This is a genomic window from Paenibacillus sp. VTT E-133280 (assembly GCF_002264385.1).
Taxonomy (GTDB): Bacteria; Bacillota; Bacilli; order Paenibacillales; family Paenibacillaceae; genus Paenibacillus_AQ; species Paenibacillus_AQ nitricinens.
In genome coordinates this window covers 1-22,583 of record NZ_NFUX01000019.1, presented here as the reverse complement: position 1 = coordinate 22,583, position 22,583 = coordinate 1, and the positions used below count along the sequence as shown (strand labels likewise).

The window sequence follows — 22,583 nt, the reverse complement described above, 5'->3', positions numbered from 1 at the left end:
TTAGTAATTCTAGTAAACATGCTAATTTAATATCAATTAGTAGCAGACGGTATGGAGGAGTTGAAAAATGAATACAACAATCTTTGAAGCTGAGGGATTAACTAAACAGTATGGCAGTGCAAATGCGCTTCAAAATATAAATATGAAGATTAAACAGGGTGATATCTATGGCTTTGTAGGTGAGAATGGAGCAGGTAAAACCACACTTATGAAAATAATTAGTGGATTAGTTTATCCTACAAAAGGGACTATCCAATTGATGGGTAAAAGTAATGAGAAGGACCTCGCACGAGTCAGAAAAAAAATGGGGGTTTTAATAGAGCTACCTGCCCTCTACCCCCATATGAATGCTGAAGAGAATTTAAGCTTTTATTGCAAGATTCATGGTATTACGGATTTCAAGAGAATTAAAGATGTGCTGAATTTAGTGGGACTAACGGATGTTGAAAACAAAAATACTACGGAATATTCTCTGGGCATGCGTCAACGATTAGGGCTGGCCATCTCCCTTCTCAACGAACCGGAATTTTTAGTTTTGGATGAACCGATTAATGGGCTTGATCCTACAGGGATTGTAGAGATGAGGAAATTATTGGCTAAGCTGGCACATGAAAAAGGGGTTACCCTCTTGATTTCCAGCCATATTTTGAGCGAGCTCCAATTGTTAGCTACCAAATTCGGGTTTATTCATAAAGGGCAGTTCATTAAGGAAGTCTCTGTGGAAGAACTCTTGCAATCAGCCGAAGCGCAAATTTGTATTAAGACCGTTGAAATAGCTGCAGCAATAAACGTGCTTAAGAACGATCTTAATATTCATTCGATCACATTGTCAGAGGCCGGAGAAATATTGGTTCCCAAGGATTTGACAGATCTTGAACAGTTAATGTCAACGTTAATTAGAAATGGAATTCCACTTGAAGGAATCAACCTGTCCACAGCGAATCTTGAGCATTATTATATGGATCTGATAGGAGAATGAGCAATGAGGGATTTTCTGAAAGCTGAGTCTTACTTTATAAGAAGGGATATCATGTTTAAGGGAATTTCTCTTCTGTTCCTTATAGCAAGTCTGGTATTAGCAATCTGGATTGGGGGTAAAGCTGGTTTTGAAATCGGTAATCTTGCGGAACCCTTAACGATTGTGACACCTTTATCTTTATTTTTTTATTTTATTATTCCAGTTTACGTATGTTTTTTTGCAACCGAAGGATTTGAATATGGATCTATCAAAGTTATTCTGGCTTCCGGACAAAGTAGGTTTATCTATATCACGGGGAAATACCTTTCTGTTTTTAAAATTATTATATGGTGGATTTTACAATTTACAGTAGTGTTTTATCTCGCTTATATGATAGCTGCATTGATAATCGGGACTGACATCGGTAATCGTAATTTTTCTGCTGACTTGATTCAGGTTTCCCGTGTACTGGGATTAAATGTCCTTTATTTATCAGCTTATGCTGCTCTAATCATTATGGTTGGTATTCTTATTAAAAGAACGGCTTCAGCGGTGGTTGTAACTTTTCTAATTATATTCGGCGACTTCATGATATCCGGTTATTTCCGTGATGCTTCCTCCGCATGGTTAAGGGGGATTTCAGACCATGCTTTAACGACCCAAGTTATGAAGTTTTCCGGAATTTACGTCGTTAATTCACAAAATATAGTCCTAACAGGAGCAAAGAGCTTTATGGAAGTGGTGCTAATTCCTGTGATTATTATAGCTATTAGTTTGTCTGTCACCTATATTTCGTTTGGAAAAAGAGATATACACGCGTAGATAAAAGGAGGAATTGAAATGGACAGGGGTAATAGATCACCAAAAACGATCGTTATTGTAGGTGCTTTGCTAGCTATTGTAGTTTTTGTTGTTCTTTTTGTTGGTATTGAGATGGGATGAGGCTAGTCTCAGTATATGTCGCGGGGAGTTATGTGAAATGAAATACAATGTAGTATGGATCAGTATTAAAGAGTTATTTCATCCTTACCGTAAAAACATTTGGATAATCAGTATTGTTATGTTGGTGACTTCTATAGGGAGCTTTTTGACGCCTTGGTTTACCAAGCACTGAGAAATTTCTGTCCTTAAAAAATTTCGTGTGTATGGTCACAGAGGATTATTTTAATTATCGATATAATGAAAGCGTTATCTTTTTATTTGCGGTTTACTTAAATTAAAAGGAGATAAGCTATGAGAGTGAGCAAAGTTTCTTTTAACCAGCTTGTGTTTATTTGTTTAGGGATTCAATACATGTTAATGCATTTGTTCTCTGCAGGCGAGGCGATTGTGATCACATCCATAGAGCTTGTTATATACATGGTTTTTACCGTTGTTGGCCTTGTAGGATTATTTATGCGGAGCAGAAAAGTGGATAGTGAGGCGATTTCTGGATTGGTCGCGCTATTCTTCAGTGTATTATGGATGGTATCTTTATTCTCCCAATTTCGGAAAGAAAGCTACCCGGATGCTTTAACAGTAATTAATTCGCTTGGTGTAACTACTGCCTTACTTGTACTTCTCGTTGAGTTTATCATTATAGCCAAGGCCTAGGGCAGACACGAATCAAAAAACAAGACAGGTCTATTTAAGACTTGTCTTGTTTTTTGTGCATCCCCAGAAATGAAAGCTCACCCTGAGCATTCCGCTTAAATTCATATTCCGAATCATGCTTCGTATGATGGAATCTTGTTTCCGAGATGGGATAAAAGGGAGTGACTTCTACATCATTCCAGACAAAATAGTAATCTTGCCCACTACGCTCCACGCTCGCTTTGCAGCCATATCCCTCATAGGTTCCCATATATGAAGCATAAATGCTGTCATCAAGAGGGAAGGCTTGTGGAGAGACAGGCACCCTTTCAGGTTCACCAAATATTAATCCAGCTAGAGATTCCGTTAATTTGGTGACGGGTACGCAATCGTAATTGGTCAACATGATGACGCTTGTTTGATCTTCAGGATATCTATGTAGTTCACTTCGGAAGCCGCGGTAGGCACCGCCGTGATACATTCTTTTTCGATCAAAACGTTCGTCCAAGAACCAACCAAATCGATATTTGAGATTACTGGAATGAAAAGCCATCTCAAGGGTGTTATGAGACACTAATTGATCGGAGTACAAGGCTTGATCCCACAGGAAAAGATCGGCAGCCGTCGAATACATCCCGCCAGCGGATAAGATAGAGCTCATATCTATGTATTCCCCCTGAGTATACTCTCCCCAAGAAGAATGATAAGGCGAGGCTAATTTTGGAATAATTTGCTGATTGTTATAAACTCCTGTATTTACCATGCCCAGAGGCTGTAATATAAAAGTAGTGATATAATCTTCAAATGTCATCCCTGTAATCTTCTCAATAATCATCCCCAGCAAATAATAACCTGAGTTGTTATAGGCAAATGAAGTGCCAGGCATAAATGCAGGGGGTTGACTCACAAATAACTGTAACATCTCTTGTGGAGTCAGCTTTAGCTTATTTAATTTTTGATTATATTCGGGTATGGAAGTGTAGTTGGCTATACCAGAGGTATGTCCCAGCAGGTGAAGGATGGTAATCCCCTCTAGTTGATGCTGCTGAGGGAGATATTTTAGGATTGGATCCTCCAGTCTAATACGTTTTTGTTCTTTTAGCATCAGGATAGCCATGCCAGTGAATGATTTGGTAAGTGACCAGATCCGGAATTTGGTATCTAAAGTATTCGCGACCTGATGTTCAAGATTGGCATATCCGTACGCTTTATGTAACTTGATTTCTCCACGCTGAGCTAGTAAGACTGTGCCACTTAATGGCCAGCTTTGTTCGTATTTATCTAAATAGTGCTCCAGACGCTGGAATTGTGTATCCACAGGTAACCCCTCCTTAAAGGCATATTCTAACATATTAATAAATTCTGTTGAAGCGGAGAGAAATCGATGAGATATGATTGTTTGATTATTGATGATGAAATTGAGCTTGCGGAGACCACCTGCGAATATTTTAATTTGTTTGATGTTCAAACCGCATTTGTTACGAGCGCCGATGCCTGCCGGAACTTTTTGTGTGAGCATCAGGTGTCGATGTTACTCCTTGATATTAATTTAGGCGGTGAATCCGGCTTTCAGTTATGCAAAGAGCTGCGTCAGACGACCGGGATTCCCATCCTGTTTATTAGTGCCCGCTCCAGTGAGGATGATGTATTGATTGCACTTGATATCGGGGGAGATGATTATATTCATAAGCCGTATACCCTGAGAGTGTTGCTGGCAAAAGTAAAAGCGGTGCTTAAACGGTACAACAACGAAGTTGTAGCCGAGTCCTCTTTTCTTGAATCCGGCCCCATCCAGATTGATCCCGAACTCAGAAGGGCAAGTCTTAACGGCGTACCCCTCAAGCTGAAAACAATGGAATATAAATTGCTTAAGTTTTTGATCCAGCATAAAAATCGGGTAATCGCTAAAGAGGAGCTATTTACAGAGGTATGGGGGGATGTTTTTGCGGGAGATGGCACCTTAAATGTACATATCCGTCATCTTCGTGAGAAGATTGAGCAGAATCCTAACGATCCACAGTACATCCGTACCGTATGGGGTATCGGTTATGCTTTTGAGGATAAATAGCGATGACTAAAAAATTGCTACTGGCCCTAATGCTCACTATACTCGCTGCAAGTATAACTCTCTTATTCCTGATATTCAATTTGAAGGTGGAGACCTCCACAGACCGAGTGGCGATCAATACCATCGTTAAGCTTACAGAGCAGCATTGGGATAAAATTGATCCGAAACTGTACAAGGAAAGTCCTTATGATTTCGCCATTATCGATACGTCTGGTAAATTAAAATATCAGACTGAAAATGCGATTTCCATTAGCATTAACGAAGCTATCAATAATCGGGATACCTTAGTCGACGTTGTTGTTCAGGATCAGCTGGTGGGTAAAGTAATTATTAATAATGATTACCGTACGATTTTTATACATATGAAACAACAATTTATACAAGTTTCTGTTGCGATGCTGCTTTTGCTTACAATTCTCGGCATCCTCTATATTTGGTTCCTGAATAGATCCATTCTTCGTCCATTTCGCAAAATGCAGCTATTTGCGAACCATATCGCAAGAGGTGATCTTGAAGTGCCACTTGCGATGGATCGTAATCATCTATTTGGTGCCTTTACCGAAAGCTTCGATATGATGCGGGAAGAGCTTGCGGCGGCTAGGCATAGTGAATATTTAGCGAACAAGAGTAAGAAGGAGCTGGTTGCCAGTCTTAGTCATGATATTAAGACCCCCGTCGCTTCGATGAAGGCGATTACGGAACTGATGTTATTAAGCGCAAGAGATGAGAAGACAAGCAGACAGCTAAACACCTTATATTCCAAAGCGGATCAGATTGATCGCTTGGTCACAGACATGTTCCATTCCACCTTGGAGGAGCTGAATGAACTAAAAGTCAGCTTAACGGAGGAGCATAGTCATCTGCTCACCCAAATTATAAACAATGTGAACTTCTACGAACGAATTTCAGCTGCATCTGTGCCAGACTGCATCATTATGGCGGATCCATTACGGCTGCAGCAGGTCATCGATAATGTAGTGAACAATTCCTATAAATATGCCTTCTCCGGTACACACATCGATATTAAATTCGAGATTAGGGATCATTATCTGGAGGTTGATATTCTGGATTACGGTCCTGGTGTTCCTGAGGAGGAATTACCTTTAATATTCAATAAATTTTTTCGGGGCAGTTTAGCCGTGAGCCAGAACGGTGCAGGCTTAGGTCTGTACATTTCTCGTTATATGATGCAAAAAATGCAGGGCGATATTGTATGCTCCAATCGGGAGGATGGATTTACTGTAAAGCTGCTGATTCCTTTAGCAGGAAAGAATTAAGAATTCGCTAAGGATTGCACAAAGACATGTTAAGAACATTTAACGTACGATTAGGTTGCAATTACGAATCAGCCAGTGATTGCAGCCATTATATTGTGCGAGAGCAAGGGTTACTGTTAACGCAATTAATGAGCATGAACGTAAATGGAGTGTTCAACATGAACGAAGTGAATAATAAAGTATTGATGCAGACCCATAAGCTTGGAAAAACCTTCTCCCATGGAGGAACTCAGCAGCATGTATTAAAAAATCTAGATCTGACCTTATATCATGGTGATTTCACGATTATCATGGGCAGCTCTGGTTCTGGTAAATCAACACTGCTGTATGCCATTTCGGGAATGGATAAGCCAACGCTTGGAGAGGTTTTGTTTGAAGGTCAAGATATTACGGCGATGAGTAATGATCAGCTGGCGATATTCCGGCGGAAGAACTGTGGATTTGTGTTTCAGCAGATCCATCTACTCGATTCAATGAGTGTCCTCGACAATGTATTATCAAGTGCTTTTCTTGTACAAAAGGATAGGGCCGGGGCTGTGGAAAAAGCCAAAAAGCTGCTCTTAGATGTAGGCTTGGATGACTCCATCTGGGGGAAGTTTCCGGCGCAAATCTCTGGAGGTGAAGCTCAGCGTGCCGGAATTATCCGGGCCCTGATCAACAGTCCAAAAGCGGTATTTGCTGATGAGCCAACTGGAGCGCTAAATAGCTCAGCTGGAATAGGGGTACTGCGTGTCCTAACCGAGGTGAATAAGCAGGGGCAAAGCATAATTATGGTAACACATGATCTCAAAACTGCGCTGCGTGGTAATCGGATCTTGTATCTGCAGGATGGAGTAGTCATTGGAGATTTGCGCCTTTCCCCTTATAGCGAAAATAGTGGACCTGAACGGCAACAGCAATTACAGTCCTTTCTGACCGAATTGGGGTGGTAGGGATGAGAAGCTTAATAGGGAAACTTGCTTGGTCCAATATTCGCAAAAGAAAAAGTGCAACGATTACGCTCTTCGTATTGATCATGATAGCTGCGCTGCTGTTGAACATTGGTCTCACGGTCAGCTTGAAGCTTAATTCTTTTCAGCAAGAAAAAATGACTGAATTAAAGACTCCAGAATTAAGTGCATATTTTGCAAAAGATGATCATCTAAAAGAGTACGAGGGGCTTGTGGATAGTTATCCATATACCGAATCTTGGGAGAATGAAGCAGCGATTCTATTAGCAGACGCAAAAATGAAGTATGGAGAAACGGATACTACTGTAGCTTTTATAATTCTCAATGCGGATACACCGCGGACAATGGGACTATTCAAGACTATTACCCCGCTCGAATCTAGGGATCCGAACTTGATCTATCTGCCTTATTTATTCCATGTAGGATCGGGGTATGAGCTAGGTGATAACTTTTCTTTTGTATACAATAATAACCAATTCTCTTATACCATCGGCGGATTTATTGAGGAGCCACTACTAGGGACGTTAACGAATGGAGCTTTAAAAGTATTTCTAAATGATGAAGGCTATAAGCAATTGGAGGAACGTCTTGGAACTGAAGCTCAGTATAGCTTTCTATCAGCAGATGTGACCGATCCTTCAAAGGATGTAAAGCTGGAACAAATGATAAGTGAGCGGATTTTTGCCTCAGGAATTAAGAGTCCATTTCAAGTAATGCGGGCGGAAGTCGGACTCGAAGGGAACCGTGTTTTTGTTAATCTTTTAGCAGCTATTTTGATCGTATTTGCACTTATTATGGTTCTGATTTCGCTTATTGTAATCCGGTTTCAAATATTAGGACATATTGAAGATAACTTGACTAACATCGGTGTTTTAAAGGCGAATGGTTATACCTCATGGCAGATCAAAAACTCGCTTCTCCTTCAGTTCACCGCGGTTTCCATCATCGCAGCTATACCGGGAGGAGGGGTAGCTGGGTTAGTTATGCCCTTGGTAGGGAATATGATTTCGTCTTCGATCGGACTGCTGTGGCCTGTATCATTTGAAGTGGGCAGTGCAGCGCTTAGTTTGGTTGTCGTCTCTGGACTGGTTGCTATTGTTACTTATTTGTCGAGCCGGCGAATTCGGAATATTACTCCGATTGCTGCTTTGCAGAGCGGAATCCATGCTCACAATTTCAAGCGGAACCCTATTCCACTCGAAACATCCCGAATGAATCTGCAATTCAGCTTAAGCCTTAAAGCTTTATTAAGACAGATGAAACAGAATATGATGATCATATTGATTGTTGCCGGATTAACCTTTTCTAGTATTTTTTGCTCTATACTGAATTTCAACTTTAAAGGAGATACCTCCGCCGTTATAAAGTTGGTAGGCATAGAACGAAGCGATTTCATGTTGTTGCCAAAGAACGAAGATCTGCAGCAGGGGATGTTTAGTGAATTAGAAGCTATGCCAATAGTTAAAAAGTTGACTGTATTGGATAGCCTGGCCGCTTCGATCAAAGATACTAACTTTATGCTTCGAGTGTCAGACGATTTTAGCCAGCTGGAGACGCAAACAACATACAAAGGCAGGCAACCCATTTATGATAACGAAATTTCGATTTCCGGTGTTATTGCAAAATTGGAGAATATAAATGTAGGGGACGAGGTTCCGGTCACTTTTAATGGTGTAACGGTGAATTATTTAGTCACTGGTCTAAGCCAGCAGATTAATCAACTTGGGATGGTAGCGAGCATGACTGGTGATGGAATGAAAAGACTGCAACCGGAGTACACCCCTCAGTCCATCAATGTGTATCTGAAAGACGGGGGAGATTCCAATGCTTTTGCGAAGGATCTGGAAGCGCGTTTCCCCGGACAATGGAGCATTACTAACGTTCGAGAAGCGATGGATAGTACACTTAATACTTTTACCTCAGCAGTATCTTCTATGACGGCGGTGATTACTGTGGTTACGATTTTTGTAGTCAGTCTAATTTTGTATTTAGTGATTAAGACGTTGATTATGAAACGTAAGCGGGAATTCGGCATTCTTAAAGGTATCGGATATACCACCTTTAATCTAATGACACAGATTACGTTCAGTCTTTTTCCGGTGATTGTAGTTGGAGTAGTGCTGGGGAGTTTAGTGGGGTATATTTTCTCGGATTCGGCGTTTGTATTATTGCTTTCAAGTCTAGGCATCTATAACGTTCAGCTGGCGGTTAGTTTGCCTCAAGTGCTTCTACTGTGTGCGGTCATTCTAGTAGTTGCTTATGTGGTATCCATGCTAGTTGCAAGACGGATTCGGAAGGTTAGTGTATATGATTTGATTATGGACTAAGCGCTTGAACAAGAAACAACGAGTTGGAGGTAGGCCGCACCTGTATTAATAGGTTTCGCAGCCACTCCATACTCGTTGTTATTTTTATTACATATTCATTCGTCCGTCATCATAATTGAATTGCCAATCGATGCCGAATTTATCTTTTAGACTGCCATAACACGAGCTCCAGAAGGTTTCTTGTAATTCCATGCCTACTTTGCCGCCTTCTTTAAGCTTATGGAAATATTTTTTTATGCCATCCAAATCCTTACTTACTACCGAAAGACTTATGTTGTTTCCTTCCACGAAAGGCATGCCTGGAAAAACATCAGAGAACATTACATTACTGCCTTCGATATTCAAGCGAGTGTGCATAACTAAATCTTTGGCTTCTTCAGGAAGAGTGAAATTGGGATCGGGTGGTGTTTCGCCAAAAGTCATGATTTGTGGACGTTCAACACCAAACACCTCCGCGTAAAATTCTGCAGCTTGACGACAATTCCCGTTGAAATTCAGATAAACATCGATAGACATTACTTCACTCCTTAAAAGTTTTGGTGGCATCGAAAGCATAGTTTAAAGTTAAAATTTAAGATATCTCGCGACTTCCATATTGTATCATTTACCAGTGTATAAACAAATATACTTATAGTCTCATTTGGTATGAACTTAAATATGACTAATCAAAAAAGCCGCTGGAATAAGATCCAGCAGCTCTTTCCCTATGATTTAATTCGTTTACCGAGCAGAATTAGTAGCCATATGATACCAGCACCTACTATGGCATGGCCGAGACCTGCAATATGCGGTAAGAAGCTGATATCAGTCCCGTTAATTTGCAGCATCCCGCGAGTGGCCATAGTACCGATCGTGATCAGGAGACCAATGTTATATACAATGTACCATGCACCAAAGGATTTAGCTTCATGGATATTAAATAACTTGGCCAGGATCAATGCGATTATAAAGAAGAAGAAGCCCAGTACAAGGATATGAGTATGAAGTGCAACTAAGATGGTGTTTCCTTCAAAATCATTCATTTTGGTAATTTCACGATAAGCAACACCCGCTATCAAACCAAGAATGGCATAGAAAAAAGAAGTGTAATACAATTTTTTCATGATCATGACTCCTTTATGTTTATTGTTATATTGAAATCATATCTTGCAAATAAGAACGCAGTATGAACAAATGAATATGTAGTGATTAATTTCACGAAATTGACAAAAATTAAACTCTTAAGCATGTCCCACATAGTTTCCACACAATATTTATCTATAATCATTAATATTATTGAACCCCACTATTCATTGGATTCAGGATGTTCGATGGCACGGGAGGATGAATATGAAAAAAGCGGATTGGATTATAGCCATTCTAGTTATGGGAATGGGTCTGATGTGCATGTTGGTTTCAGCAAATTTTTTTCGTATTGATTTTTTCCGTATTATAAAGTAGGAGATGGTTTTTTTGAAAAGAGGAGTATTTGCAGTAATCTGTGTAGTTATTTTGTCATTTGGAATTGGAACAGCAGCTTATGCTGCCGGGTTTGCTCCAAGCACTTTTAAAGAGATGTTGCCTTTTATGAAAGAAAGACATCCTAACTTAGGTGATTCCGAGCTAGAACAAATGTATAAGAGCTGTCATCAACAAGAGGGCATTTCTAATACTCGTGGAATGATGTAAGGCGATGTTGATGTAGAATCAACTTATATTTAACGCCTTTTAAAAAGAGCTCTTTGTTGCATACAACAAAGGGCTCTTATTTTATCTGTATTATCGCATAAGCATCGTATTATAATCTTAAGTTGCGGGGTTCAATGCTCCTTGATACTCATGCATTAAATTGTCGATTATCTGCTGTACGGACAATATCTCTTTAATCTCATGAACTCTGGACCCGGCAAACACTAACCCGTTCTTAACATCTCCCCTAAGGGAAGTTAGCAGAGATTCCATGGTACAAAAGCGATGAGAACAAACCTTTAGACAATTAGAGCATTTGGCTATTTTTAATTTGGCATCATCACTAATGCGTTCTGTGAATTCATTACGAATTGCTCTGCCATCTAGCCCCACTGTAGACTTAATTAGAATAGTATCACCCTGCTGGGCATCTACATATTTTTGCTTAAAGGCCAGTGGAGCATCACATTCATGGCTCGCCACGAAACGAGTCCCCATCTGAACACCAGAAGCTCCAATCCGAAGGGCTTTTGCGATATCTTCTCCTGTCAGAATTCCACCAGCAGCAATTACTGGAATCGAAACGGCTTCTACAACCTCAGGAAGAATTTCGAACATGGATCTCTCTGTACCCAAATGGCCCCCAGCTTCAAATCCTTCCACTACGACTGCAGAGGCACCAAGTCTTTCGGATATTCTGGCTAATTTGGCGGAGGAAACAATAGACACCACAGGAGTACCATACTCTTTACCCCAAGCATAAATATCTCTGGAAATCCCGGCTCCAGAAATAATAAAGTCCACTTTTTCTTCCAAAGCGACCTTCATTTTTTCGGCAAAATCCTTCATCGCGAATAGAACGTTCACCCCGATATATCCAATCCCTTTTGAGAGCTCTCTTGTTTTGCGAATATGCATTCTCAGTTCATCAGTGGTGATTCCTGTACCAGAAATGGTGCCGATCCCACCTGCATTGGCTACAGCAGCAGCTAAGCCACTTAAGGATATGCCTACGCCCATACCCCCTTGAATTACAGGAACCTTGGATTTAATATGCCCAAATTGGATTGTTGGCAGTTTCATATACGCACCTCTTTCACGAGTTGTAGACCGTTATACAATGTCTACTGGAGTAACAGCTATAAAGGTATCACAGTTAAATCTTTGCAGATGTGACTGTGCGCATGCTCAAACTATGTTAAATATCATGTCCATCATATAGGAGGGGAAAATATAGAAATCCGTTTATGATACAATAAATAGCAATATTAAAAGGAGAGAAGGACTATGTATGGAGTTTGAATATTTACTTCGTGTAGTTGGAGCTGGAATTTGTGGTGTTTTAGTTGGCTTTGAACGAAAAAGCCGGATGAAAGAAGCGGGAGTTAGAACGCATTTTATTGTTGCTTTAGGTGCTGCACTTATGATGATCATTTCAAAATATGGATTTCAGGATCAAGCGGATTGGTCCTATGTTAAACTCGATCCCGCACGTATAGCTGCCCAGGTAGTAAGTGGAGTGGGATTTCTTGGTGCAGGAATGATTTTCATGCATAGACACACTGTGAAGGGCCTGACAACTGCAGCGGGGATCTGGGCAACGGCGGGACTAGGGCTGGCGATTGGATCGGGCCTATATATTCTGGGTGGAGGAGCAACAATTATTATCTTACTCGGGCAAAAGATTTTGCATGGCCGATACAGTTGGCTGGCCTCACCGAAAACGCAACAGATTGTGATCTGTCTGACTAATTCAGAAGGAGCCGTGAGTAGAATTCAACAGCTCCTTGAAGAAAAAAATATTACCATTTTAAGCTTTCATGCTGAAAATAATAGTCTTGCCTCCGAATTGAATTTAGAAATAATCGTAAAATTTCCTGAATCGTTTAATGCTGTGAAATTGTTGTCACTGATACAAGAGGACGCGTCTGTTAAGGCAGTAGAGTTTCAATAATTTTTTAACACTCGCATCAAAAGTTGGTTTCTATATGAAGAACTTGCTTTTGATGCGGGTGCAATCTCCATTTCACTAAATCCGCGCACAATTCTACCCTTTTTCCAATATTCAGATTCACAAAACTTCTGCATCGATCCCAAACCTCTTTTTGTTTTTAAGATATTTCCACCACTTCTAAATTAAGTTTTTCCTATTTATAGTTTCCACTCGTCTATTATGAGAGAGTTTTGGTCTTTAGTGTTATGTTTGTGTCATGTATTTGAGGAGATTGTTATAAAAATCACATATTAAACGCTTTCATTTATTTCGAATAAAAAAATATGTCATTTATATTGACATACAATCAATGAGCCTTTATTATTAATCCCATCACTGGAGAAACTAAACTGAAATTTAATCAAATATTACATTAGCGTAGCTTAATTGGCAAATTTTTTCTTATTTTTATAGTTTTATTAGTTTGATTAATGCACTGAAGAAAATAATTAGGAGAATGTCTGTGAAAAAGCACGATCAGGATTTTATGAAGCGGCAAAATCGTTTGACGGTCTTCGAAATCATAAAAAATCAACAACCAATTTCTCGCGCTTCCATCGCCAAACAAACGGGTATGAGTCCTACAACTGTAAGTCGGATTGTTGGGGAATTAACTGAACAAGGGTATCTACTGGATTCTGATCAGGTATCTTCAGGATTAGGTCGGAAATCAACGTTGCTTGCTATGGTTGACGCTTCTGTGTTGTCGGTTGGGGTTGAACTGGATCGTAGTCTTATGATTGTAGGTATCGTAGATTTGCAAGGTAAGCTTCTTTGCAGCAGGCAATATCCGCGTACTCCGGACGAGAGTCCAGACAAGACACTGGAACGAATCAAAGAAGCAATTGAACAACTGACACAGCAGCATGTGATTGATAGAACTCGAATCGTCGGTATTGGCGTTGGACTTCCTGGCATTGTGAATAACGAAGAAGGGATTGTCGTCTTCTCGGTTCAGCTTGGATGGAAGAATGTCCCCTTAGCTAAACGCCTAAAGGAACTAACCGGTTTTGAAATTGCTGTGGATAATGAGCTGAAGGTTAGAGCTCTTGCTGAACATCTCAAAGGTGCTGCTGTTGGATCTGTCCGTACCGCACTATTGGGCTTCGGGCAAGGCGTTGGCTCGGCGATGATCCTTGAGGGAGAGATCTACCGCGGGGTGATGAACAGTGCTGGTGAAATAGGGCATACGACAGTGGATCCTAACGGAATGATGTGTGAGTGCGGTAAGGCGGGTTGCTTACAGACCTATATTAATATCAGCTCATTGTTGTCAGAAGCCAATCGGATTCGTCCGATTCGCTCAATCGAGGAGTTGTTTGAAGCAAAAGATGCAGGAGAGCATTGGGCGGTTCATTTGATTGAGCGAGCACTCATGTATATGGCGATTACCATCAACAATGTCGTATGCATGTATAACCCCGATAGTGTGATCCTGAGTGGAGAACTCGTTGACAAATTTCCGGATGTTTATGAAGCAGTCGAGAAGCTATATCTTTCACGCTTCACATGGGAACCCCTTCGTGGGTCTTTCACCATTCATCGTTCGATGTTGAACGAGAATGGTGTAATTATCGGATCTGGACTACTATCGCAAAATCGTTTTTTCGCATTGGATTAAAAATAAATACATCGAAGGAGGCCTGTACAGATGGGATTTACAACATTAGTAGAAGAATATCGCGGTGGCTTACTAGAGAATGTACATTACGGTGCAGTTAGTGTGGTCGATGAGAAAGGTAATATTTTGTATAAAGCAGGTAATCCGGAGCATATAACCTATCTTCGTTCAGCAGCTAAACCATTCCAAGCTTTACCGGTTATGAAGCGTCGGATCGATGAAGTTTATGGTTTGACAAGTAAGGAAGCCTCACTCTTTACTGCTTCGCACCGGGGAGAGGCCTTTCATATTGAAGCACTTGAATCTCTTTTTCAGAAAATGGGCTTAAAAGAAGAGGGACTTCATTGTTGTTCTACATACCCGCTGAATGAGGAAGCCAAGGCAGAGCGCCATCGGGCGAATGAGCCGACTCGTAAAATCTTTCATAATTGCTCAGGTAAACATGCAGGGTTAATGGGCCTTAGCAAATATATGGGTTGGGATATAGATACTTATTATAATCCTAACCATCCCGTGCAACAGGAAATCATTGATATTATGGCTTATATCGCAGAAGTATCGAAGGAATCCATTCCTCAAGGGATTGATGGCTGTGGTCTTCCTATCTTCGCACTCCCTCTTCATAAAATCGCTTATTCCTATTTAAAGCTAGCCTGTCCTGATTTGATTGAGAATACGGAAATACGTAACGCAGCTGCTGCGACTGCAAAGCTTATGAACGATAATCCAGTGATGATTGCAGATACGAAATTCGTCTGCTCGGAGCTTCTAAAGGATGATAATCTTACGGCAAAGGGCGGCGCTAAAGGTGTATATGGAATTGGTCTCCGAAAGGAGCGAATCGGTATCTCGCTAAAAGTATCCGATGGTTCTGAGCAAGTCTGGCCTTGTATCATCGCATCGATTCTGGAACGTTTAGGCTATAGCAATCAAGATACGATTGATCGTTTATACGCACTCGTGCCGAACACTATTGTTAATGATGGCGGCACAGTTGTAGGCGAACGCCGTGCTGTATTCCAATGGGAAGTCTGATTATAAGGATCGGGAATAATCTTCAAGTCTCATGAATAATTGGACTGGGAGCTTTTCTAATACATCGTTTCTAAAGGGGAGTGTATAACATGAAAGTCAAAGGAAAAGTATGGTCAATGTTCATGCTGCTGCTTATTACAGTAGTAGTGACTGCAGGGTGCGGCAACAAAGCAAACAACGAGGGACAAGGCGGCAATACCGCTGGTGGAACTGAAACTAGCACCCCAACTACAAAAAATGATAAAGACATTGTAATTGCCATCAATTCTAACTTTATTACGCTGGACCCTCATAACGCAAGCGATACACATTCAATCAGCGCTGCCAGAACGATGTACGAAGGTCTAATGGGTTTTGATGAGAATATGAACGTTGTTCCTGTTCTTGCTTCAAGCCACACTATTAGTGAAGACGGATTGGTATATACATTTACTTTGCAAGAAAACGTTAAATTCCAAGACGGCACTGATTTTAATGCCGAAGCAGTGAAGGTGAATATTGCCCGTATTCAGGATGAGAAGAATAATCTGAGACTGCGCAAAAGCTTCGCCAAGGTGGCCAAAGTGGAGACTCCTGATGCCAAAACCGTGGTTATTACACTCAGCGAGCCATACAACGCATTTTTAAACAAGGTTGCAATGGCGCCTATCATTAGCCCTAAAGCTATAACAGAGAATGGGGCCGATATTTCAAAAAAACCTGTAGGTACTGGCCCATTTAAGTTCAAAGAGTGGGTGCAAGGTGATCGTCTAGTTGTTGAGAAGAATGCGGATTACTGGCAAAAAGACTTGCCGAAAGTGGACAGTATCACCTTTAGACCTGTACCAGAGAATGGATCACGGATTGCGATGCTAAAAACTGGTGAGGCTGATTTCATTTATCCAATGCCAACCGAGCAAGTATCCGAGGTTGAAGGTCTTGAAGGAATTACTGTAGATACCATCGATTCTACCATTGTTCGTTATGTAACGTTAAATACGATGAAAAAGCCTTTCGATGATGTAAAGGTACGTCAAGCCATTAACTATGCTATCAACAAAGAAGCATATATCAAGGTTGTGAAATCGGGTCTTGGCGCTAAGCTTGATTCCACGATGTCTTCCAAAACACAATATTACTCCCAACAAACAGGTTATGACTATGACATTGAAAAAGCTAAGCAACTGCTTGCTGAAGCGGGGTATCCAGACGGATTCGAAACCGAAATTTGGGGAGAAAACGAATCTGAAACCATGAAGGGTATGCAATTTATTCAACAACAGCTAGCACTTGTAGGCATCAAGGTAGAAGTGAAGTCTATGGAAGGCGGTACATTGTCTGACCAAATTAATGCTGCTAAAACACCTGAAGAAGCAAAAATTCAAATGTGGTATGTCAGCTGGTCTCCATCCTCCGGTGATGCAGATGGTGCTACTAGAGGTTTGTTCAGTAGTGAAATGTTCCCACCAGCTGGCTCGAATACAGCTTATTATAAAAATGAAAATGTAGATAAATGGATTGCGGAAGCAAACAAATCTGTTGATCCGGAAGCGGCTAAATCTATTTATGCAAATATTCAAAAAACAGTATGGGAAGATGCTCCTTGGGCATTCATGGGCGTTGACCAAATCATCTCAGGCAAAAGATCTAATCTGGAAGGTGTTAAAGTCTTCCCGGATGGTTCCATTAATGTCCTAAATGCAGAAGTGAAATAATTCAAGTCAAACGCAAGATTTAATTTCCCAAGAATTGAACGAGGCCGCTTCTTAAGAATGGTAGGAGGCGGCCTCAGTTAAATCATTTGTCGATACTGAAGGGGGCTTATGAGTTGGGTAGATATGCTTTACAAAGACTCCTCGGGGTTATTCCGTTGCTATTCATTGTATCGGTATTAGTCTTTCTGTTTATTCACTTAATTCCGGGCGATCCGGCCCGGCTTATTGCGGGTAAAGACGCCACACTTGAAGAGATTCATGGCATTCAAGAGCAACTAGGTCTCAATCTGCCGCTGTGGAATCAATACATAAACTACATGAGCGATCTACTGAGTGGTAATCTGGGCAATTCGATTCGATCAGGGATTCCAGTAACCGATATGCTAGAAAGTAGAGTAATGCCTACCTTGTGGTTAACGTTTCTCAGTATGGCTTGGGCGCTTGTCATTGGTCTTCTAATTGGTGTTATTTCAGCGGTTTATCGCAATAGATGGCCTGATCACTTAGGCACATTGACAGCCATTTCGGGGATGTCGATCCCTGGATTCTGGTTAGGTTTGGTACTCATTCAGATTTTCTCGGTAGAGCTTGGCTGGTTTCCGACCGGTGGTGTGGATTCCTGGAAGTCTTATATTCTTCCTTCCATTACACTTGGAATGGGGATTATGTCGATGCTGGCTCGTTACTCTCGGTCATCGATGCTAGAAACGTTACGGGAGGATTATATCCGAACAGGACGTGCGAAAGGCTTACGCGAGTATGTTGTTATTAGCAGGCATGCGTTGCGTAATTCTCTTATTCAGGTCGTTACTGTAGCTGGACTTCAATTTGGGTTCTTGCTTGGTGGATCGGTAATGGTTGAGACAGTTTTCAGTATTCCTGGTCTTGGAAGACTGCTGGTGGATTCCATTTTGTTCCGGGATTATACAGTTATTCAAGCTTTGCTGCTGCTGTTTTCAACACAATTTATCCTTATCAATTTAATTGTAGATTTATTGTATGGCGTACTTAATCCGAAAATCAGGTTTTCTCAGTAAGCTAGAGTAACTGAGAAACAGAATTACGATAGTTTTCTGGAGGGTGAATATAGGATTAGGAGGGATATCATGAGCGACAATTCGGCGGTAATGGGAACTAATTCCCCTATACCCGGAGAGGTAATAGCCCCGGAGAAAACAAAAGGCCGCGCGGCTGTTTTTATTCGCAAGTTCAGCAAACAAAAGATGCCCCTTGTGGCTGCATTTTTTATCATATTGCTTTTTTTAATTGCCATTTTCGGGCCATTTCTGACCCCTTATAATCCAGATGAACCGAACTATGATGCGCTAATGCAGGGCCCGTCTGCCAAGCATTGGGCGGGAACGGATGAATACGGCCGTGATATTCTAAGTCGCTTAATTGATGGTACAAGGTTGACTTTGGCGGTCAGCCTGAGTTCCGTATTGATTGCAGGTGTACTTGGAACCATCCTTGGCCTTATCAGTGGATATTATGGCGGTTGGCTGGATCGGATTATTATGCGTGGCAGTGACGTATTGTTCTCATTCCCTGATTTACTGCTTGCCATTGGGATCGTCGCTATACTTGGGCCTGGTTTATCCAACGTTGTGATTGCAGTTGCAGTCTTCGGTACACCCTCGTTCGCCCGCATTATCCGGAGCGTAACATTGTCTGCGAAGGAAACGTTGTTTGTTGAAGCAGCCCGTTCAATGGGTGCGAAGAATCGCCGAATCATTTGGCGACATATTTTTCCTGAAACGGTCCCTAGTATTATCGTTAATCTATCCATGAAAATTGGCGGGGCAATCTTAGCCGCTGCGTCATTAAGCTTTCTTGGAATGGGTGCGAAGCCAACGGAGCCCGATTGGGGGGCAATGTTAAGCATGGGGCGCGATTATTTAAGTATTGCTCCACATATCGTTTATTTTCCGGGTTTAGCTATATTTTTGACAGTACTTGCATTTAACCTGGTCGGGGACGGACTGCGCGATGCTCTTGATCCCAAAATGAAAAACTAAGGAGGGACAAGACATGACTCAAAATTTGCTGGAAGTACAAGGGCTGAAAACGGAGTTTAAACGCGGCGATGGAAGTATAACGGCAGTTGCAGGTGTTGACTTTGTGATTAAGAAAGGTGAAGTGCTGGGTCTAGTTGGAGAATCCGGCTGTGGCAAAAGTGTTACCTCACTGTCGATTATGCGGCTTCTTAAGGATACGCCAGGCAGAATTTCTGGCGGTTCTGTTCGTTTCGAGGGAACGGATCTAACAAAGGTTACGGACAAAGAGATGCGCCAGATACGGGGAAATGAAATGGCGATGATTTTCCAGGAGCCGATGACTTCACTTAATCCTGTGCTGAAGATTGGCTTGCAATTGATGGAGCCGATCATGTTGCATCTTGGTTATGGTCGGAAGAAGGCCCGTGAACATGCCATTCATATGTTGCGGTTAGTTGGTATACCACGTGCGGAAGATTTGGTGGATGAATATCCGCATCAGCTCTCTGGCGGTATGAGGCAGCGTGTAATGATTGCGATGGCGATGTCTTGCCACCCGAAACTGCTGATTGCAGATGAACCAACAACGGCGCTTGATGTGACGATTCAAGCTCAAATCCTTGATCTAATGAAGCACCTGAAAGAAGAACAGGATATGGGGATGCTGCTCATTACCCATGACCTTGGGGTTGTAGCTGAACTATGTGATCGTGTAGTTGTAATGTATGCTGGCCGTGTAGTGGAGGAAGCTTCCGTTCATGAACTATTTGCAAGACCGCAGCATCCGTATACGAAGGGTTTAATACAATCCGTTCCAAAGCTGCGTCAAAACGTACGTCGCTTGGATTCCATTAAAGGGAATGTACCTGACCTTTCACAAATGCCAACGGGCTGTAAGTTTGCACCTCGCTGCGATTATGTCACAGAGCGCTGTCTCTCGCAGGAGCCAGAGTTACTTCCGATTGAGGGACTAGAGCGAAAGAGTCGTTGTTGGCTTACACAGCAGGAGAACACGGAAGGAGGGGAAGGTTTGTGAAGGAGACTCCACTCATTGAAGTTAAAAGTCTGAAGAAGTTTTTTTCGGTGAAGAAGGGCTTTTTCGGAACTACTAGATATTTGCACGCAGTTGATGGGATCTCATTCGCTATACGTAAAGGAGAAACGTTCAGTCTTGTAGGTGAAAGTGGCTGTGGTAAATCTACTACAGGAAGATTGGTGACTCGCTTGCTGGAGCCGAATGACGGTGAAGTGTGGTTTAAGGGTCAAAATATTAGCCATATCTCAGACAATCAAATGCGTCCTATTCGTAAAGATATACAAATGGTGTTCCAAGACCCTTATGCTTCGCTTAATCCACGAATGAAGGTGAAGGATCTTGTGGCTGAACCTCTGCTTATTCATACAAAGCTCTCGTCCAAAGAACGGGATAAACTAGCATGCGAGTTACTAGAGACCGTGGGATTAAATAGTATCCACGCCGAGCGCTACGCTTTTGAGTTCAGCGGTGGACAGCGACAACGGATTGGAATCGCCCGGGCATTGTCTGTTCGACCAAGCTTAATCGTGGCAGATGAACCTGTGTCAGCACTGGATGTTTCGATTCAGTCACAAGTGCTAAATCTGTTGCAGGATCTGCAGGAAGAGTATGGCCTGACGTATTTATTCATTTCACATGATCTAAGTGTTGTTGAGCATATTAGTGATCGAATCGGAGTTATGTATCTGGGTTCCCTCGTAGAGACGGCGGATAAAGATACCTTGTATGATCGTCCAATGCATCCATACACACAAGCACTGCTATCTTCTGTACCTGTACCCGATCCTACCTTAAAGAAGGAGCGCATTATTCTGAAGGGAGATCTTCCAAGTCCGGTTGATCCACCGTCGGGATGCCGTTTTCACACAAGATGTCCTTCCTGTATGGAAATCTGTAAGCAGCATGTACCGATATTTCGAGAAGTCGAACCAGGTCATGAGGTTGCATGTCATTTATTTGATGAAGAAATGTTGAAATTAGAGCGGTAACTGAAATTGTGAGATCACTTTACGGAAAAGAAGGGACAGCGATGAATATCTTATTCGATTCCGCTAATGTGGCGGATACTATTGTCTATTTAGCTTATGAAGAGGAGTCTTTTCCTTTTAGGCTGGGAGCGCCCCACAAACAGTGCAGCAGTGTGACTTGGTTACATGCTCGCACTGAGGAAGAGTCTGATGTGTTAGCGGTAGGAATGGGAAAGCGCAAGGATATTACGCTTGAGAGGATTCGCCGAGCGGGTGGATCTGCTGCTCGTGCAATTCTGAAGGAAGGACGAAGTAGTGCTTCACTTGTTCGCTTAGCATCCGAGGCAATAAATAGGAATAGGGATATTTCTGCTGCTGATGAATTACAAGCTTGGATAGAAGGTTGGATTCTCGGCTTATACCGTTTTCAAACTTATCGGGGAACTACCAAGGTGGAAGGCTCTGTTGATTTACAGCTTCAATCGATAGATTGGCCTGACCTATCATCAATTGAAATGGAAGCTGTACGGGTTTCTGCACAGATACGCGCAGAAGGTGCCGTAGTTGCTCGTGATCTTGTGAATGAGGTACCTGGTACACTGAATCCTGACCGTTTTGCGGAATGGATGGCAGAATTTTTCGACCGTGATGATGCTGCTTTGAAAGTCCATATCTATCGAGGACAGGAGCTTGTGGAACTTCAGATGAATGGGTTGCTCGCAGTTGGAGCAGGAAGTAAGCACGCTCCAGCCCTTGTTGAAATTCGTTACAAGAGTAACCCTGACTTACCGATGTTAGCACTGGTAGGAAAAGGTGTAACCTTTGACTTAGGTGGCATGAATGTGAAGACGGCTAGCGATATCAGCGATGCACGCATGGATATGGGTGGTGCGGCTGCTGTAATTGGGGCTATGGATATTTTGATAAGGAAGCATGCCAATGTAAATGTGACCGCACTTATTCCAGTCGTTGATAATGTGCCAGATGCTAAGGCGATGTTACCTTCTTCTGTTATCCGCTACCCTAACGGGCTAACCGTTCAGGTTGCGAATACGGATGGCGAGGGTCGACTTATCATAGCGGATGCGCTTATTCATGCCGCAAATATCGGAGCAAAGCAAGCTATTGATATTGCTACCCTAACTGGAAATGTCGGTGCGGCGCTCGGATTAGGCATCGCGGGCATATGGGGTGATGTTGATATAACGCAGAGCCTAGTGGAGATCGGTGAGCGCAATGGAGAACGACTGTGGCCCATGCCGTTAATGGATGAATATGAAGCAGATCTCCAGAGTAATTACGCTGATCTCCGCAATGTAAGTACTTCCCCCTTTGCAGGTGCGATTACAGCAGCCTTATTTATTCGGCGCTTTGTAGCAGAATCGATGAGCTGGGTTCATATTGATATGGCTGGGACGG

At 42.0% G+C, this 22,583-nt stretch carries 22 protein-coding genes; 18 read left to right on the top strand and 4 right to left on the bottom strand.

Annotated elements, in window-relative coordinates; translation table 11 throughout:
* Positions 1 to 67 precede the first annotated feature (67 nt).
* From CA600_RS10860 to CA600_RS10850, 4 genes are all read left to right on the top strand, one after another.
* A complete protein-coding gene (locus CA600_RS10860) occupies positions 68 to 979 on the top strand; it encodes an ABC transporter ATP-binding protein (protein WP_094870204.1) in 912 nt (303 codons plus the stop codon).
* A 3-nt stretch (positions 980 to 982) separates the two neighbouring features.
* Positions 983 to 1,780, top strand: a complete 798-nt coding sequence (locus CA600_RS10855; protein ID WP_094870203.1) for an ABC transporter permease — start codon at positions 983 to 985, stop codon at positions 1,778 to 1,780.
* A 157-nt stretch (positions 1,781 to 1,937) separates the two neighbouring features.
* Positions 1,938 to 2,072, top strand: a complete 135-nt coding sequence (locus CA600_RS31780; RefSeq protein ID WP_256989810.1) for a hypothetical protein — start codon at positions 1,938 to 1,940, stop codon at positions 2,070 to 2,072.
* Between the two features lie 119 nt (positions 2,073 to 2,191).
* Positions 2,192 to 2,551 carry a hypothetical protein gene (locus CA600_RS10850; protein WP_094870202.1) on the top strand — a complete coding sequence of 120 codons (360 nt, stop codon included), beginning with the start codon at positions 2,192 to 2,194 and terminating at the stop codon, positions 2,549 to 2,551.
* A gap of 34 nt (positions 2,552 to 2,585) precedes the next feature.
* On the opposite strand, the gene CA600_RS10845 is transcribed toward CA600_RS10850, so the two are convergent.
* Entirely contained in the window at positions 2,586 to 3,848 is a 1,263-nt protein-coding gene (locus tag CA600_RS10845; RefSeq protein ID WP_179281588.1) for a serine hydrolase domain-containing protein, read from the bottom strand.
* Between the two features lie 66 nt (positions 3,849 to 3,914).
* Between CA600_RS10845 and CA600_RS10840 the strand changes: the two genes are divergently transcribed.
* The 4 genes from CA600_RS10840 to CA600_RS10825 are packed head-to-tail and all read left to right on the top strand — an operon-like array spanning position 3,915 to position 9,152.
* Positions 3,915 to 4,598, top strand: coding sequence for a response regulator transcription factor (locus CA600_RS10840; protein ID WP_094870200.1), 684 nt, complete (start codon positions 3,915 to 3,917; stop codon positions 4,596 to 4,598).
* Positions 4,599 to 4,600: 2 nt separating this feature from the next.
* Positions 4,601 to 5,875: a HAMP domain-containing sensor histidine kinase gene (locus CA600_RS10835; RefSeq protein WP_094870199.1), complete on the top strand. Its 1,275-nt coding sequence runs from the start codon at positions 4,601 to 4,603 to the stop codon at positions 5,873 to 5,875.
* 26 nt (positions 5,876 to 5,901) lie between these two features.
* Positions 5,902 to 6,807 carry an ABC transporter ATP-binding protein gene (locus tag CA600_RS10830; protein ID WP_256989809.1) on the top strand — a complete coding sequence of 302 codons (906 nt, stop codon included), beginning with the start codon at positions 5,902 to 5,904 and terminating at the stop codon, positions 6,805 to 6,807.
* Positions 6,808 to 6,809: 2 nt separating this feature from the next.
* A complete protein-coding gene (locus tag CA600_RS10825) occupies positions 6,810 to 9,152 on the top strand; it encodes an ABC transporter permease (protein ID WP_094870197.1) in 2,343 nt (780 codons plus the stop codon).
* An 87-nt stretch (positions 9,153 to 9,239) separates the two neighbouring features.
* On the opposite strand, the gene CA600_RS10820 is transcribed toward CA600_RS10825, so the two are convergent.
* Both CA600_RS10820 and CA600_RS10815 read right to left on the bottom strand, forming a co-directional pair.
* The gene (locus CA600_RS10820; protein WP_042189935.1) at positions 9,240 to 9,668 is read right to left on the bottom strand and encodes a VOC family protein; all 429 of its coding nucleotides are present in this window, start codon (positions 9,666 to 9,668) and stop codon (positions 9,240 to 9,242) included.
* Between the two features lie 188 nt (positions 9,669 to 9,856).
* Entirely contained in the window at positions 9,857 to 10,255 is a 399-nt protein-coding gene (locus tag CA600_RS10815) for a DUF2871 domain-containing protein (RefSeq protein WP_094870196.1), read from the bottom strand.
* A gap of 349 nt (positions 10,256 to 10,604) precedes the next feature.
* On the opposite strand from CA600_RS10815, the gene CA600_RS10810 reads away from it, so the two are divergent.
* Positions 10,605 to 10,820, top strand: coding sequence for a hypothetical protein (locus tag CA600_RS10810; RefSeq protein ID WP_234532155.1), 216 nt, complete (start codon positions 10,605 to 10,607; stop codon positions 10,818 to 10,820).
* Between the two features lie 117 nt (positions 10,821 to 10,937).
* On the opposite strand, the gene CA600_RS10805 is transcribed toward CA600_RS10810, so the two are convergent.
* On the bottom strand, positions 10,938 to 11,903 hold the full coding sequence (locus CA600_RS10805) for an NAD(P)H-dependent flavin oxidoreductase (RefSeq protein WP_094870195.1): 966 nt from the start codon (positions 11,901 to 11,903) through the stop codon (positions 10,938 to 10,940).
* A gap of 208 nt (positions 11,904 to 12,111) precedes the next feature.
* On the opposite strand from CA600_RS10805, the gene CA600_RS10800 reads away from it, so the two are divergent.
* The 9 genes from CA600_RS10800 to CA600_RS10760 all read left to right on the top strand — a co-directional run.
* Positions 12,112 to 12,774, top strand: a complete 663-nt coding sequence (locus CA600_RS10800; RefSeq protein ID WP_042189928.1) for an MgtC/SapB family protein — start codon at positions 12,112 to 12,114, stop codon at positions 12,772 to 12,774.
* Between the two features lie 502 nt (positions 12,775 to 13,276).
* Complete coding sequence (locus tag CA600_RS10795) at positions 13,277 to 14,434, top strand: ROK family transcriptional regulator (RefSeq protein ID WP_094870194.1); 1,158 nt, start codon at positions 13,277 to 13,279, stop codon at positions 14,432 to 14,434.
* A gap of 30 nt (positions 14,435 to 14,464) precedes the next feature.
* Positions 14,465 to 15,469, top strand: coding sequence for an asparaginase (locus tag CA600_RS10790; RefSeq protein ID WP_094870193.1), 1,005 nt, complete (start codon positions 14,465 to 14,467; stop codon positions 15,467 to 15,469).
* 89 nt (positions 15,470 to 15,558) lie between these two features.
* A complete protein-coding gene (locus CA600_RS10785; RefSeq protein WP_094870192.1) occupies positions 15,559 to 17,163 on the top strand; it encodes a glutathione ABC transporter substrate-binding protein in 1,605 nt (534 codons plus the stop codon).
* 113 nt (positions 17,164 to 17,276) lie between these two features.
* Positions 17,277 to 18,200 (top strand): ABC transporter permease subunit, encoded by a 924-nt coding sequence (locus CA600_RS10780; RefSeq protein ID WP_094870191.1) that lies wholly within the window; start codon positions 17,277 to 17,279, stop codon positions 18,198 to 18,200.
* Between the two features lie 69 nt (positions 18,201 to 18,269).
* The gene (locus tag CA600_RS10775) at positions 18,270 to 19,181 is read left to right on the top strand and encodes an ABC transporter permease (protein ID WP_094870190.1); all 912 of its coding nucleotides are present in this window, start codon (positions 18,270 to 18,272) and stop codon (positions 19,179 to 19,181) included.
* A gap of 13 nt (positions 19,182 to 19,194) precedes the next feature.
* Positions 19,195 to 20,196 (top strand): ABC transporter ATP-binding protein, encoded by a 1,002-nt coding sequence (locus CA600_RS10770; RefSeq protein WP_094870189.1) that lies wholly within the window; start codon positions 19,195 to 19,197, stop codon positions 20,194 to 20,196.
* A complete protein-coding gene (locus tag CA600_RS10765) occupies positions 20,193 to 21,185 on the top strand; it encodes an ABC transporter ATP-binding protein (RefSeq protein ID WP_042189914.1) in 993 nt (330 codons plus the stop codon). The genes CA600_RS10770 and CA600_RS10765 overlap by 4 nt, the downstream gene beginning before the upstream one ends.
* Before the next feature lie 41 nt (positions 21,186 to 21,226).
* Positions 21,227 to 22,583: leucyl aminopeptidase family protein (locus CA600_RS10760; protein WP_094870188.1), on the top strand; the 1,357-nt coding region annotated here is incomplete at its 3' end.

Coding starts and splice junctions, on each gene's coding strand:
- CA600_RS10820 (WP_042189935.1), bottom strand. CDS start 9,668: ATGTCTATCGATGTTTATCTGAATTTCAACGGGAATTGTCGTCAAGCT.
- CA600_RS10840 (WP_094870200.1), top strand. CDS start 3,915: ATGAGATATGATTGTTTGATTATTGATGATGAAATTGAGCTTGCGGAG.
- CA600_RS31780 (WP_256989810.1), top strand. CDS start 1,938: ATGAAATACAATGTAGTATGGATCAGTATTAAAGAGTTATTTCATCCT.
- CA600_RS10855 (WP_094870203.1), top strand. CDS start 983: ATGAGGGATTTTCTGAAAGCTGAGTCTTACTTTATAAGAAGGGATATC.
- CA600_RS10790 (WP_094870193.1), top strand. CDS start 14,465: ATGGGATTTACAACATTAGTAGAAGAATATCGCGGTGGCTTACTAGAG.
- CA600_RS10815 (WP_094870196.1), bottom strand. CDS start 10,255: ATGAAAAAATTGTATTACACTTCTTTTTTCTATGCCATTCTTGGTTTG.
- CA600_RS10805 (WP_094870195.1), bottom strand. CDS start 11,903: ATGAAACTGCCAACAATCCAATTTGGGCATATTAAATCCAAGGTTCCT.
- CA600_RS10860 (WP_094870204.1), top strand. CDS start 68: ATGAATACAACAATCTTTGAAGCTGAGGGATTAACTAAACAGTATGGC.
- CA600_RS10775 (WP_094870190.1), top strand. CDS start 18,270: ATGAGCGACAATTCGGCGGTAATGGGAACTAATTCCCCTATACCCGGA.
- CA600_RS10785 (WP_094870192.1), top strand. CDS start 15,559: ATGAAAGTCAAAGGAAAAGTATGGTCAATGTTCATGCTGCTGCTTATT.
- CA600_RS10800 (WP_042189928.1), top strand. CDS start 12,112: ATGGAGTTTGAATATTTACTTCGTGTAGTTGGAGCTGGAATTTGTGGT.
- CA600_RS10850 (WP_094870202.1), top strand. CDS start 2,192: ATGAGAGTGAGCAAAGTTTCTTTTAACCAGCTTGTGTTTATTTGTTTA.
- CA600_RS10770 (WP_094870189.1), top strand. CDS start 19,195: ATGACTCAAAATTTGCTGGAAGTACAAGGGCTGAAAACGGAGTTTAAA.
- CA600_RS10825 (WP_094870197.1), top strand. CDS start 6,810: ATGAGAAGCTTAATAGGGAAACTTGCTTGGTCCAATATTCGCAAAAGA.
- CA600_RS10835 (WP_094870199.1), top strand. CDS start 4,601: ATGACTAAAAAATTGCTACTGGCCCTAATGCTCACTATACTCGCTGCA.
- CA600_RS10830 (WP_256989809.1), top strand. CDS start 5,902: ATGTTAAGAACATTTAACGTACGATTAGGTTGCAATTACGAATCAGCC.